The sequence below is a fragment of the Shewanella sp. genome (genome assembly GCF_047975355.1).
Taxonomy (GTDB): Bacteria; Pseudomonadota; Gammaproteobacteria; order Enterobacterales; family Shewanellaceae; genus Shewanella.
The window spans coordinates 1-12,572 of the sequence record NZ_JBKEDJ010000034.1 but is presented as its reverse complement, the minus strand read 5'-3'; the positions used below and the strand labels follow the sequence as shown (position 1 = coordinate 12,572).

Sequence of the window (12,572 nt, the reverse complement as noted above, 5' to 3'; positions counted from 1 at the left end):
CGCCTTGTGTTATATGCCTTTGTATTCGGAATACTCTATGCGCTAGGCAACAATTAAGCTGTGAATGGCGCCAAACTCTAGGATTGACCCAATGGGATTTGGCTAATTTAGTGATACACCTCCCAAGACCTAGGCTTAAAATTGAGCCTACTACAGTGCAGGCTTAAGCTGATGTAGTAGCAAACCACCGCAAGGGAAACCATGTCCACCAAACTGCCACTGTATTTAGTCGATGATGATGAAGCAATTCTCGACTCCTTGGGTTTTATGCTTGGGCAATTTGGCTATCAAGTACAAACCTTTAACAGTGGCCGAGACTTTTTAGCCCAATGTCCGTTAACCCAAGCGGGCTGCGTGATCTTAGATAGCCGAATGCCGGAGATCACCGGCCAAGAAGTGCAGCAAAAACTGCTCGAGACCCAAAGTCCGCTGGAGGTTATCTTTCTCACGGGTCACGGCGATTTACCTATGGCATTAAGCGCCTTTCGCAAGGGCGCCTGCGACTTTTTTCAAAAACCCGTGTCCGGCAAAGCTTTGGTTCAAGCGATTGAAAAAGCGCATAAAGAAAGCCAAGCCAGTTTTGAACAACAACATCTGCAGCAAAAATTTGCCCAACTGACCGAGCGCGAACAACAAGTATTAGCCCATGTGGTTCAAGGCATGACCAATAAACAGATCTCCGAAGCCATGTATTTATCCCTAAGAACCATCGAAGTCCATCGCGCTAAGATTATGAAAAAGCTCGAAGTAAACAATATGGCGGAGTTAGTGCAACACGTAGGGAATCTAAATTCTGTCTTATAAATCAGAGCCCTGTATAGGTTAAATATTCGCATCCCCCTCTCGCCAGCCATGATTTATTATCAACTAACCCCATATTTCCTAGACTATTCAAGATACAGTAACAACACAACTTTCATCCTACCTGCGACAAGCTGTCGCAGTTTGTCACTTTGGCTTTGTCGCTCGAGCAATAAACTGCCACACTCGGCTCAGGTTCTCTCCTTTATGCCCGCAGGCATTAAAGATCCACTGCTTTGAACCTTCCCCCGAGGGCGCCAGTTCCCTCGGGGCTTTTTTATCACTTCTGTTTTGTCAATAAGGCTCGCCCCTCAGCCGTAAACAAAGTAAATTCATTCATAGACTCAGAACATTCATAATGATTTGAGGTCATAATCAACAACATAATTAGCAGACTCAAAACTCAATCAAGGAAGAATTTATGTCTAAGATATGTATCACCCTCTTTTTTAGTCTCTTTATGCTTAGCACCCTAAGCGGATGCCTTACAAACACACTGGTCAGTAATAGATGCAACCAAACATATCCTTCTGATCAGCAAGAATGCGACAAAACTGACGCTGCAATCTATACAGCCTCAGCATTATTAGAGGACTCAGATAAAGGCCAAAGCTGCGCCGATATGTCCGGCAAAGCGAAAGAAGATTGCTTTGCTCAACAGCAAGCCCTAAGAGAATCACTAAACAAGCACTCTCGTAAGTAACCTCAAAGAAGAAAATGCAAGCCTCTGTTTTTATTACCGTCACACTCGATTGTTTTATTGCCACGCCCGGCGGAGATATCGATTTTTTAAATCAGCATCCGAGCAGCAATCCTGAAGAGGATTTTGGTTATAACGCCTTTATCGAAACGGTTGATGCCATTGTTATGGGGCGAAAAAGCTTTAAAAATGTCTTGTCCTTTGACTGCGACTGGCCCTACTAATCGCTTTCAGTGTTTGTCTTAAGCCATCAAGGCATGCAAGTCTCCGCAGAATTAAGCACTAAAGGGAAGTGCTTAATGGAGATGCCGTAGTGTTAGAGAGCTAAAAAAGCGCGGCTTTAACATCTCTATATCGAGGAGGGCAAACCATTCAAGGCTTTCTCGCGGAGGGACTGATACAGGAGTTGACGGTAACACGCATCCTACCCCTACTTGGGAGTGGTATCCCTCTCTTTAGTGACTTAGCCCAAGCCATTCAACTAGAGTCATTGCACACTCAGCAATATGACAATGGCTATTTGCAAAGCCGATATAGCGTATTGGTTAAAAGCCGATATAGCGTATTGGTTAATTGATATCAAACCCCACCTATGGGAAAACTGACCGACTCGGCTTTCCCAAAACCAAGTCATCAATGTAACCAGTATGTTAGTTAAAAACAATTAGTATCAATAACTTAATGTTCATCGTTAAAAGTTAAGTTAGAATGCGGCGATCTTAGCAACAGGTGAGCAGTATGAGCCGTCTACACACATATAAGGGATTTACCTTAATCGAACTGGTGGTGGTTATCATCATCTTAGGGATTCTTGCCGTGGTCGCGGCACCTCGCTTTATGAACCTCAGTCAAGACGCCCACGATGCACGGGCAAAAGCCGCATTTGCCGCTTTTACTTCTGGCGTAAAGCTGTATCACAGTTGTTGGCTTGCGGGTAGGCACTCGGGTTATACCCAAAATCTTGCCTGCTATGGTGATGGCACAGTCGACTCCACCACTACGGGCTTTCCACTCGGTAAAGACACAGCCCAAAGCAGCAATCAAGGCACGCAATTACAAGGCGCTTACTGCGGTGAGCTGTGGCAATCTTTACTCGATAATCAGGACTTTGTTATCTCCTCCCACACGAATTGGGAAACGCAACAAGCCTCCAATGTCGATATCGTCTATTGGTACAGCGGTGGCACGATAACCGACCCTAACACTTATTGTTACTTTAACTATGTGTCGGATGATCGCCGCCTTGGCAGCGAGAATTGGGAGCTAAAATACTATCCCCTCGATGGACGCACTGTTGTCGGTCGTTCCACCTTTTCTCCGCCAGAACCACCTGCACCTTAACGCTCCAGCACATCAGCGATCGCCATAGGGCATAAAATCCCCAACTCCCTGTGGCTTTTCCTTTGATAACTTGAATTCTTGTTATCCATCCCCATATCTACTCCATCATCCACCGCAGGACTTTCATTGCGGGCAAGAGAAGAGGATTCATTGTGACCACTATCGTATCAGTACGCCGTAATAACCAAGTTGTCATCGCCGGCGATGGCCAAGTCTCCCTAGGCAATACCGTAATGAAAGGTAACGCCAAGAAAGTGCGTCGCTTATATCACAACAAAGTGTTGGCAGGTTTTGCTGGCGGCACCGCCGACGCTTTTACCCTATTTGAGCGTTTCGAGTCCAAACTCGAAATGCACCAAGGCCATCTATTACGATCGGCCGTTGAACTTGCTAAAGATTGGCGTACCGACCGCATGTTGCGCAAACTCGAGGCTATGCTTGTGGTCGCCGATGCCGAAGCGTCACTGATCATCACAGGTAATGGTGACGTAGTGCAGCCTGAACATGATTTAGTCGCCATTGGCTCGGGCGGTAACTATGCCCAAGCGGCGGCGCTGGCACTGCTGCAAAATACTGAATTATCGGCGCTGGAAATTGCAGAAAAGTCGTTGACTATTGCAGGCGATATCTGCGTATTCACCAATCAATTCAAGACAATTGAAGAACTTAATTACTAACAGGGCGTGAGGAATATTATGTCTGAAATGACCCCCCGTGAGATTGTCCACGAGCTGGATGCCCATATTATCGGCCAGAAAAAGGCCAAACGTTCCGTCGCCGTCGCCCTGCGTAACCGCTGGCGCCGCATGCAACTGGATGCCGATTTCCGCCAAGAAGTTACCCCAAAAAACATTCTGATGATTGGCCCAACTGGCGTAGGTAAAACCGAAATCGCCCGCCGTTTAGCAAAGCTCGCCAACGCGCCATTTATCAAAGTTGAAGCCACTAAATTCACCGAAGTAGGTTATGTAGGTAAAGAAGTCGAGCAAATCATCCGTGATTTAACCGACATCGCCATCAAGCTGACCCGCGAGCAACAAATGGGCAAATGCCGCCAACGCGCCGAAGAACACGCCGAAGAGCGTATTCTCGATGCCCTGCTGCCAAAGCCTAAAAACGACTGGGACAACACAGATAGCGACGCTAACTCCAATACCCGTCAGATCTTCCGCAAGAAGCTGCGCGAAGGCCAATTAGATGACAAAGAAATCGATATCGATGTGGCCCAGCCGCAAATCGGTATCGAAATCATGTCACCACCTGGCATGGAAGAAATGACCAACCAACTGCAAAGCCTGTTTAAAAACATGGGCCAAGCACCGGCAAAACGTCGCAAAATGAAGATCAAAGAAGCCTTTAAGCTGTTGATCGAAGAAGAAGCGGCCAAACTGGTTAATCAGGAAGATTTAAAAGAGCAAGCCATTGAATTGGTTGAGCAGCACGGTATCGTGTTCCTCGATGAAATCGACAAAATCTGTAAGCGTGGCGAAACCTCAGGCCCAGACGTTTCCCGCGAAGGGGTACAGCGTGATTTACTGCCGTTAGTCGAAGGCTGCACTGTGACCACCAAACACGGCATGGTAAAAACCGACCATATTCTGTTTATCGCCTCGGGTGCGTTCCAGATGTCTAAACCCTCGGATTTAATCCCAGAGTTACAGGGCCGTTTACCGATACGCGTTGAGTTAGATGCACTATCGGCCGATGATTTTAAACGTATTCTGACCGAACCACACGCCTCGCTCACCGAGCAATATGTGGCGCTAATGGGCACCGAAGGCGTGAAAATCGAGTTTACCGAATCGGGCATAGAAAGCATTGCCAAGGCGGCTTGGCAGGTGAACGAGCGTACCGAAAACATTGGTGCACGTCGTCTGCATACTGTGATGGAAAAGCTGATGGAAGACATTTCCTATGATGCTTCTGACAAGTCTGGCAGCTCATTTGTGATTGATGCCGATTATGTAAGTGCTCACTTAGATAACCTGGTTCAAGACGAAGACTTAAGCCGCTTTATCCTCTAACTACGTCAGCCTGCAATGTTCGGCATCCCAAGATACCGAACATTAAGCGCAAAATTGTGACTGTGGCTAGGGCTTACACTTTGTAACCTTAGCCACAAATTGTTATGTTACAACTAGTCCATTCCCAGCATTTTCTTGGCACCTACTATGACCACTAGCACACCCAATGTCACCGATCTTAAGCTCAAGCGTAAATCGCGCATTTTAGAAATCAGCTTCGATAACGGCGAGCAGTATCAACTCACCTGTGAGATGTTACGCGTCTATTCCCCTTCCGCCGAAGTCCATGGTCACGGCAACCCCAAACTGGTCACCCACAAGAAAAACGTCAATATCACCAGCATCGAACCCGTGGGTAACTACGCGGTAAAAATCGTCTTCGACGATGGTCACGATACCGGGTTGTTCTCCTGGCAAGTGCTTTACGATCTCGCCACTCACCAAGTGGAATTATGGGAAAAATACTTAGCTCGCCTGAGAGCCGAAAAGGCCTCACGCGAACCACTGATCGCGATGAATATAAAGTACAACTAAACTATTAACCCTTTTATACCTATCTCCGCACTATGCGCGGAACTTCTGAATAACTGATCCTAATTTGCTACTTTGCTACATTGCAGGGTTTCGCTGCTAGCGATACCCTGCTTAGACTCTAAATTTTCAACCTTCACAACTGCGATATAGCGCTGATTATCAGAAAATTAACCTCTATTATTTAGCGAGTTAAATTCCAAAACATTTAATCCCAAATGGCGCAAACCACATTGATTTGTTACCTTAATGTTTAATGCACATCAGAAAGAATCAATAGCCCAATGGATAACCTCATCGTAAAACCAAGCTATGTTACACTATTCAATTGCATAGGTGCTTCATGTGAAGATAGTTGCTGTAGCGATTGGACGATAACTTTCGATAAAAAGAGCTATAAAAATACAATTAAAAATCCACAACTCTCTGCAATTGCAAAAATTGCGTTTGTTGAAATAAAAACGGATGCAGATCGTTGGGCACAAATAAAACTCAACCCCCAAGGAACATGTCCATTTGTCAATGAGCATAAGCTTTGTAATATTCATGCAAAAGCAGGAGAAAAAGCGCTTAGTGACACATGCCGGACCTATCCACGGACCCACAATATTTTTGGAGGGACTAAATATGAGAGCCTATCGCTATCGTGCCCTGAAGTAGCTCGCTTAGTGTTATTTAACCAAGATGCTTTTCAATTTGATGTAAACACGAGTGGAATAAAGCGACAGTCATCGCCAAGTCCCCTTTGGTTAGAAAAAACCTATGAATACAGCTTAGAACTGTTAATTAATTTGGGACTAGATTGGCAACAAGCACTTATGGCAATTGGATTTTTAGTTAAAGTCAGTGACCAAGTCCGCCAAGATGAACTACCAATATCAGAGATAGATAAACGCTTTCAACAACTCAAATTACTTGCAGAGTCAAAATTAATAACGGAGCAATATCAAAAAATCCCCTACACACCACAACCTCAAATGCGGGCTTTTCTCTCGGTACACGACCAATTATGCAAGTCCCATTCTAGAAGTTTAAGACCTCGATTTACGTCACTAAATGAAGCGATTGCCTTATTGTGCAATGAACAAAATGAATATCAAATTGACGCATTAAATAATGCATGGGATGAGTACGCTATGCCTGCTCTTGTTAATCATCCCGATCTCTTTGACCGATACATTTTATACTCAATTTATCATAATCACTTTCCATTTATCGATACTCAGCAGCCTTGGGTAGCATTCCGCTTACTCGTACTAGACTGTTTTATGGTCCGCTGCTATCTATCTGCCGTCGCCTATAAAAACAAAGGATTATCTGAAAGCGATATCGTTATGTGCTTTCAGATTTATCATGTTGTACGACAACATCAATTAAAATTCTCAGAAGGTATAAATGAAACGCTACAAGAGTGCGGTATTGATAGCATTCCGGCCGCAATGAGTTTATTAAAAACGACAAACTAGGACCACAAGTATCGGAGTATTTTTAGCTGGAATGACATGGTCTTTTGATAAACGTTAACCCTGGCCAACATGGGCATATTTTGACTATGCCTTTGGCCCTATCCCTAGTTCATATCCCTCATGTAGCTAAAACAGATGGTATAAGAGTCAAGGCAAGTTCTTGGAAGGGCGCCTTATTGTGCCGTTAATAAATTGCGTCGAAGCCGCCAAAATATAACCTCACTCCTCATCGTCAGCGACTAAGCAAAAAATGAAAATATGAGACCGGCAGAACTCTTTTGAGATTAGAGGTTAACACTGAAACTTCAGTAGTTCACCGTTCCTGAGAAGTTGTCGAAATACGCAGATAAAAATGTCGTGGCGACATCATGGATGAGGGCGCAGGGGGATTTCCGAAAGGGGAACAAGCGCTTTTCCCCTTTTGATTAAAAATCAGGGGGGTGAAGCCCCACGACTTTGATTTTGCTTTTAAAAGCAATCAATCCAAGCTTAGATAGACCTCACCGTCGAAATAACGACAAATACCCCGCCTTATGATCCTCACAGTGCTGCTATCCGTAATGTTCAGCAATATCCAATCGTGAAATGTGTAACCGCGAGAGTCATCCACCAGAGTCCACCTAATGCAATTACGGCAGCAATCACAGCAGCAATTACAGCACTTCCATACGGTTAGGTTGATTTTAGGCGATCAGCTTAACGCCCAGCATACTTGGTATCAGCAAGTCGATCCCAAGGTGCTGTATTTAATTGCAGAATTGCATCAAGAAAACACCTATGTGACGCACCATGTGCAAAAGGTCTGCGCGTTTTTTAGTGCCATGGCGCAATTTGCCAGCGAGCTAGGCGCTGCTGGGCATCAAGTGCGTTACCTCACCCTCGACGATACCCAAGACTTTGCCGACCTCAACGCATTACTAGAGTATTTTGTCGCCGAAACGGGTGCGATTAAGTTTGAATATCAACGGCCTGACGAATATCGACTCCTCGCGCAATTAAGCCAGTTGAAGTTAGCCAATGCCGTTGTGAATTGCGTCGATACCGAGCACTTTTTATTCCCCTTTGACGAGATTGATAGGGAGTTTCCCCAAGGACAACACAAGCTGATGGAGCATTTTTATCGGCGAATGCGTAAAAGATTCAATATCTTAATAACAGATGGCAAACCCGTAGGCGGACAATGGAACTTTGATGCCAACAACAGGCAAAAGCTTAAATCCCAAGATATCAAATCGCTCCCAACCCCCTTGATGTTTGGCCACAATGTGGAAGACATTCTCGAGCGTCTTCAACGCCATGGGATTAATACTATGGGCAAGGCGGATACGCGTTTACTCTGGCCGATAAACCGCGCACAAAGCCTCGAATTACTTCAGTATTTTTGTGAGTACTGCCTACCCGCCTTTGGCCGGTTTCAAGATGCGATGATCCAGCAACATCCAGCGCAGTGGAGCCTGTATCACAGTCGACTGTCCTTTAGCCTAAACGCCAAATTAACCAGTCCATTAGAAGTGATTAATGCGGTGATTGAGCACTATCATGCCAATCCTTTTATTGAGATAGCTCAGGTCGAAGGCTTTGTTCGGCAAATCCTCGGCTGGCGTGAATATGTGCGCGGTATCTATTGGGCGAATATGCCCAGCTACGCCAGCATTAATGCCCTCGAGGCCACGCGCAAGTTGCCCGACTATTTTTGGAGTGGCAAGACTCGAATGAATTGCCTGCGCCATGCCTTATCTCAGTCTCTCGATTATGCCTATGCCCATCATATTCAACGCTTAATGGTGATTGGCAATTTTTGTCTATTGACCGAAATAGCCCCCGATGAGGTGGATAAGTGGTACTTAGGCGTGTATGTGGATGCGATTGAATGGGTCGAAATGCCCAACACTCGCGGCATGGCGCTATTCGCCGATGGCGGTATCGTCGGCACTAAACCCTATGCCGCGAGCGGCAGTTATATCAATAAAATGAGTGATTACTGTGGCAGTTGTCATTACAAGATAAAAGAACGTAGCGGCGCACTCGCCTGCCCGTTAAACAGCCTATATTGGCGCTTTATGAATAAACACCGCGCACAACTCTCCCACAATCCACGCATCGCCATGCTGTACCGCACTTGGGATAAAACCGATGAGGCAGCAAGGCAGGCCATTCTGGCAACGGCCGAACAACATCTCGCGCAACTGGAACGGCTATAACGACTGAGTATTGAGGAGAAAAGCCATGCATATTCTAGTACTGGGCGGTAGCGGTGGCATAGGTCACGCCATAGTGAATAAGCTTCGCGAACTCTATCCCGAGGCCACCATTCATGCGACCTATAAACATCATAGGCCCGATACAGGGCGAGACGATGGAGTGATTTGGCATCAGCTGGATATCACTCTTGAGGAGGAGATTAAGCAACTGAGTCAAAATATCCCCCAATTAGATTGGCTGATTAACTGTATTGGCATGCTGTACACGGAGGATAAGGGGCCAGAAAAAAGCCTGCAGGCACTCGATGGGGATTTTTTCCTGCACAATATCCAGCTCAATACGCTGCCGAGTATGATGTTGGCAAAACACTTTGAATCGGCGTTAAAACGCAGTGCGTCGGCAAGGTTTGCTGTGGTATCGGCCAAAGTCGGCAGCATTAGCGATAACAGATTAGGCGGTTGGTACAGCTATCGCGCCTCGAAAGCGGCGCTGAATATGTTCCTTAAAACGCTATCGATTGAATGGCAAAGAACGATGAAACACTGCGTGGTGCTAGCACTGCATCCCGGCACTACGGATACGCGATTATCCAAACCTTTTCAGCAGAGTGTGCCCAAAGAAAAACTGTTTACACCAGAGTATGTTGCCCAATGTTTGGTGAGTATTATCGCCAATGCCACTCCAGCACAAACGGGCAGCTTTTTGGCCTACGATGGTTCAGAGCTGCCTTGGTAGCGATACAAACATTTAGCACTAATGCAGATAAACCTTGGCAGCTTTCAGTACTGACAGTGCTTAGCCCTGACAACTCTTAACCTTCACAAAAGTAGGCATAGTTTATTCGGCTGCCTTGCCCCCATACTGCCGTCCAAGTATTCACATCGCTCATATAGCCAAAGTGGATTGCCTGCGATGTATCACATTCCCCTTGAAACGGCGCATTGTTGTCATTAATAAATTGCGCCGAAGCCGCCAAAATATCACTGCATTCCTCATCATCGGCAACTAACCAGATAAAGTCTTCGCGGCAATCATCCCTCGCAACCATCTCTTCGGGGGAATATAAATCCAGCTTTTGCTTGAGTGTTGACCACTGCTCGGGCGTGACATTGCAGGAGATCGCCAGCTTATCAAGCACCCCAGAACCGCCAGCCCAAAAGGATAAATCAAAGTCTAGCTGCTGCAACTCGGGGGCAAAGCCCAACAGGTTTTCAATCACTTGCAAGCTTTTGGCTAAATCGGCATCGGGCTTGCGATAACGCACTTCGATACCATCATACTCACGCATACAACGACTCCTTCCTTAAGTGCATTTGTCTTTACTTGAGCGGCCCGGTTTCACTCACGGGTTTCTTTAATAACTTACGCTGCAAGGTACGGCGGTGCATACCCAGTTGGCGGGCGGTAGCCGACACATTGCCCTGATTGGCATTGAGCACTTGCTGAATATGCTCCCATTCTAGCCGTTTAGGGCTGAGCGGCGAGTCGTCGATTTCATCTTCTGGCAGCGCGCTCGCCTGACTATTCACCTCGAAGGCCGCCAACAAGGTTTGGGTATCGACGGGTTTGGCAAGATAGTTATCGGCGCCGAGACGAATCGCCTCTACCGCGGTAGCAATGCTGGCGTAGCCCGTTAGCAGCACCATGATGACCTTAGGCAATAGGTTACGCAGGGGCACGATGAGGCTCAGCCCATTGGCCTCGGCCAGTTTCATATCCAGCAGGATATAGGTTGGGCAAAACTCCCGCGCCACCAGCAGCACATTACTGGCATCGTGACTTAAGCGGCATTCGAAACCATGGCGAGTCAAACGCCGCGCTAATACGCCCGCAAGCGCTTGATCGTCTTCGATAATCAATAGCCGTTTCATAGCGCCTCCGCAGTCATGGCCGATGCATTAGGCTGCAAGAGCTTAAAACGAATTTGCGCCACTGTGCCCCCTTGAGGATGATTGGCGAGGACCAACTCCGTCCCCAAACGCTCGAGGCTGGCATGGCTCAGCAGCAAGGCCACGCCTAAACCTTTGGGGCTCTCAATTAATAAGGTACCCAATTGTGGCAATAATGAGGGAGCGATACCCGCGCCATAATCACGGATCTGCAAATAGATCTGCCCTTCGCTCGGCGCGCTATCGAGACTGATATCCACTTGAGCGACGCCTAAGGTTTCGGCGCTGGCGCGGGCGGCATTTTCAATCAAGGCCATAATGGCGGGGGTTAAGCTCATATCGGTTAAGATCTGTTGTTCTTCCAACTGCTTAGGCGCGCAGGTGATCAACCAATTAAGTTCAGTTTGTGGCATCAACAACTGGGTTTTCTGCTTTAATCCGGCCACCAGCTCGGTGATCTTTTGTGGCCGCTGACGACGGTCGCGAATCGACTCAGTCGCCAGCCGCAGTTCGGTCAAGGTATGTTCGCAGCGGCCTAATGCAGTTTCCATCTCAACAACCGTGACCGAAGGTTCGGGTTGTTCTTCTCTTAATTCGTCGAGCAATAATCGCAGTGTCGATAGCGGCGTCGCCAATTGATGAGCCATTTGCGCCGAAACGGTACCAAGCGCCAATAACTGCTCCTGCCGCAGTTGTCCTTCGCGCATATAGGCAAGCTGCGCATCCTGACGGCGCATGCGCTTGGCAATTAACGCCACGCTCGTGGTCAACACCAGTGCCGAAATCACAAAGTTAAACCACATGCCGAGATAGTGGGAGCTCATATCCATACCGTGGTGATGCATTTGCGACTCAGGCACGGTAAAAATCATCAGGCTGTAGGCAAGCGTAGAGATCGCCGTCAGGCTCCAAGGCGCCCAAATCGGCAGAGTCACGGCGGCGAGCGCTATGGGTAATAGCAGTAAGGAGATAAACGCATTGGTCGCCCCGCCCGAAAAATACAGCCAAGAGATCCAAAACAAGGTATCGAGACTCAGGGCAATAAACAGGCCACGCTCTTTCGCAAACAAGGGCTTACGCAATGCCAAGGTGAGCGACAAATACAACACCTCCAGCACAAACACATGCACTAGCGGCTCCATTTGCAAACTCAAACCAAAGGTGTCGGCGGCAAATAACGTCAAACCAATTTGCAGCAATAAGCCTAAGGTTCTAAGCAGCGCCACTTGGTCGGCGGCTTGTAAATTGGTACCTAAAATCTTAACCATGGTGATTCCTTAAACGACAGCCTACCGCCGCCAGTGCCGCACTGGATTGGCTAAGCGCCTGACTAAGCCCAGCCTTAAAATCAAGCTCAGAGTGAATCCCCAATGCGGCTAAACGCCCACAACTTAAGGTGCAATCTTGCGGCCTTTTGGCGCTATCCATGGGTGTTTGCTCAGGAAGTAAATGCGCAGTATCTATCCCTAACAGTTCACCTAAGCTGATCAGCATTTGATACTTAGTCATGGTTTGCGAGGCGCTAAAATGGTAAATCCCAGACACCTTCGCACCGTCAGCCTGCCGCTGGATGAGCTTAGCGATGGCATTAGCAATATCTGCCGTCGATGTTGGCGCG

The 12,572-nt window shown here is 47.2% G+C and carries 14 protein-coding genes; 10 read left to right on the top strand and 4 right to left on the bottom strand.

Going from position 1 to position 12,572, the window contains the following annotated elements:
• The first annotated feature begins 201 nt into the window (after positions 1-201).
• The 10 genes from ACK5NH_RS11220 (at position 202) to ACK5NH_RS11175 (ending at position 9,800) form a co-directional block, all read left to right on the top strand.
• Complete coding sequence (locus ACK5NH_RS11220; RefSeq protein WP_416920139.1) at positions 202-804, top strand: response regulator transcription factor; 603 nt, start codon at positions 202-204, stop codon at positions 802-804.
• 418 nt (positions 805-1,222) lie between these two features.
• Positions 1,223-1,504 (top strand): hypothetical protein, encoded by a 282-nt coding sequence (locus ACK5NH_RS11215; RefSeq protein WP_416920138.1) that lies wholly within the window; start codon positions 1,223-1,225, stop codon positions 1,502-1,504.
• 14 nt (positions 1,505-1,518) lie between these two features.
• Positions 1,519-1,725, top strand: coding sequence for a hypothetical protein (locus tag ACK5NH_RS11210; RefSeq protein WP_416920137.1), 207 nt, complete (start codon positions 1,519-1,521; stop codon positions 1,723-1,725).
• Positions 1,726-2,239: 514 nt separating this feature from the next.
• Positions 2,240-2,842, top strand: coding sequence for a type II secretion system protein (locus ACK5NH_RS11205; RefSeq protein ID WP_416920136.1), 603 nt, complete (start codon positions 2,240-2,242; stop codon positions 2,840-2,842).
• A 152-nt stretch (positions 2,843-2,994) separates the two neighbouring features.
• Entirely contained in the window at positions 2,995-3,519 is a 525-nt protein-coding gene (hslV, locus tag ACK5NH_RS11200) for an ATP-dependent protease subunit HslV (protein WP_011073856.1), read from the top strand.
• Positions 3,520-3,537: 18 nt separating this feature from the next.
• The gene (gene hslU, locus ACK5NH_RS11195; RefSeq protein ID WP_416920135.1) at positions 3,538-4,866 is read left to right on the top strand and encodes an ATP-dependent protease ATPase subunit HslU; all 1,329 of its coding nucleotides are present in this window, start codon (positions 3,538-3,540) and stop codon (positions 4,864-4,866) included.
• Positions 4,867-5,013: 147 nt separating this feature from the next.
• Positions 5,014-5,400 (top strand): gamma-butyrobetaine hydroxylase-like domain-containing protein, encoded by a 387-nt coding sequence (locus tag ACK5NH_RS11190; protein WP_109287479.1) that lies wholly within the window; start codon positions 5,014-5,016, stop codon positions 5,398-5,400.
• 281 nt (positions 5,401-5,681) lie between these two features.
• On the top strand, positions 5,682-6,863 hold the full coding sequence (gene fliB, locus ACK5NH_RS11185; protein ID WP_416920134.1) for a flagellin lysine-N-methylase: 1,182 nt from the start codon (positions 5,682-5,684) through the stop codon (positions 6,861-6,863).
• A 623-nt stretch (positions 6,864-7,486) separates the two neighbouring features.
• A complete protein-coding gene (locus ACK5NH_RS11180) occupies positions 7,487-9,064 on the top strand; it encodes a cryptochrome/photolyase family protein (RefSeq protein WP_416920133.1) in 1,578 nt (525 codons plus the stop codon).
• A 25-nt stretch (positions 9,065-9,089) separates the two neighbouring features.
• The gene (locus tag ACK5NH_RS11175; RefSeq protein ID WP_416920132.1) at positions 9,090-9,800 is read left to right on the top strand and encodes an SDR family oxidoreductase; all 711 of its coding nucleotides are present in this window, start codon (positions 9,090-9,092) and stop codon (positions 9,798-9,800) included.
• A 76-nt stretch (positions 9,801-9,876) separates the two neighbouring features.
• Here the strand turns inward: ACK5NH_RS11175 and ACK5NH_RS11170 are convergent, their stop codons facing one another.
• From ACK5NH_RS11170 to ACK5NH_RS11155, 4 genes are all read right to left on the bottom strand, one after another.
• The gene (locus ACK5NH_RS11170) at positions 9,877-10,353 is read right to left on the bottom strand and encodes a hypothetical protein (RefSeq protein WP_416920130.1); all 477 of its coding nucleotides are present in this window, start codon (positions 10,351-10,353) and stop codon (positions 9,877-9,879) included.
• A 31-nt stretch (positions 10,354-10,384) separates the two neighbouring features.
• On the bottom strand, positions 10,385-10,936 hold the full coding sequence (locus tag ACK5NH_RS11165; RefSeq protein ID WP_416920128.1) for a response regulator transcription factor: 552 nt from the start codon (positions 10,934-10,936) through the stop codon (positions 10,385-10,387).
• Positions 10,933-12,222, bottom strand: a complete 1,290-nt coding sequence (locus tag ACK5NH_RS11160) for an ATP-binding protein (protein WP_416920126.1) — start codon at positions 12,220-12,222, stop codon at positions 10,933-10,935. The genes ACK5NH_RS11165 and ACK5NH_RS11160 overlap by 4 nt, the downstream gene beginning before the upstream one ends.
• Positions 12,215-12,572, bottom strand: a 358-nt coding sequence (locus tag ACK5NH_RS11155; RefSeq protein ID WP_416920124.1) for a sugar nucleotide-binding protein, incomplete at its 5' end; no start/stop codon positions are given. The genes ACK5NH_RS11155 and ACK5NH_RS11160, both read right to left, overlap by 8 nt.

Coding starts and splice junctions, on each gene's coding strand:
- ACK5NH_RS11160 (WP_416920126.1), bottom strand. CDS start 12,222: ATGGTTAAGATTTTAGGTACCAATTTACAAGCCGCCGACCAAGTGGCG.
- ACK5NH_RS11190 (WP_109287479.1), top strand. CDS start 5,014: ATGACCACTAGCACACCCAATGTCACCGATCTTAAGCTCAAGCGTAAA.
- ACK5NH_RS11180 (WP_416920133.1), top strand. CDS start 7,487: ATGCAATTACGGCAGCAATCACAGCAGCAATTACAGCACTTCCATACG.
- ACK5NH_RS11205 (WP_416920136.1), top strand. CDS start 2,240: ATGAGCCGTCTACACACATATAAGGGATTTACCTTAATCGAACTGGTG.
- ACK5NH_RS11170 (WP_416920130.1), bottom strand. CDS start 10,353: ATGCGTGAGTATGATGGTATCGAAGTGCGTTATCGCAAGCCCGATGCC.
- ACK5NH_RS11165 (WP_416920128.1), bottom strand. CDS start 10,936: ATGAAACGGCTATTGATTATCGAAGACGATCAAGCGCTTGCGGGCGTA.
- fliB (WP_416920134.1), top strand. CDS start 5,682: ATGGATAACCTCATCGTAAAACCAAGCTATGTTACACTATTCAATTGC.
- ACK5NH_RS11210 (WP_416920137.1), top strand. CDS start 1,519: ATGCAAGCCTCTGTTTTTATTACCGTCACACTCGATTGTTTTATTGCC.
- hslU (WP_416920135.1), top strand. CDS start 3,538: ATGTCTGAAATGACCCCCCGTGAGATTGTCCACGAGCTGGATGCCCAT.
- ACK5NH_RS11215 (WP_416920138.1), top strand. CDS start 1,223: ATGTCTAAGATATGTATCACCCTCTTTTTTAGTCTCTTTATGCTTAGC.
- ACK5NH_RS11220 (WP_416920139.1), top strand. CDS start 202: ATGTCCACCAAACTGCCACTGTATTTAGTCGATGATGATGAAGCAATT.
- ACK5NH_RS11175 (WP_416920132.1), top strand. CDS start 9,090: ATGCATATTCTAGTACTGGGCGGTAGCGGTGGCATAGGTCACGCCATA.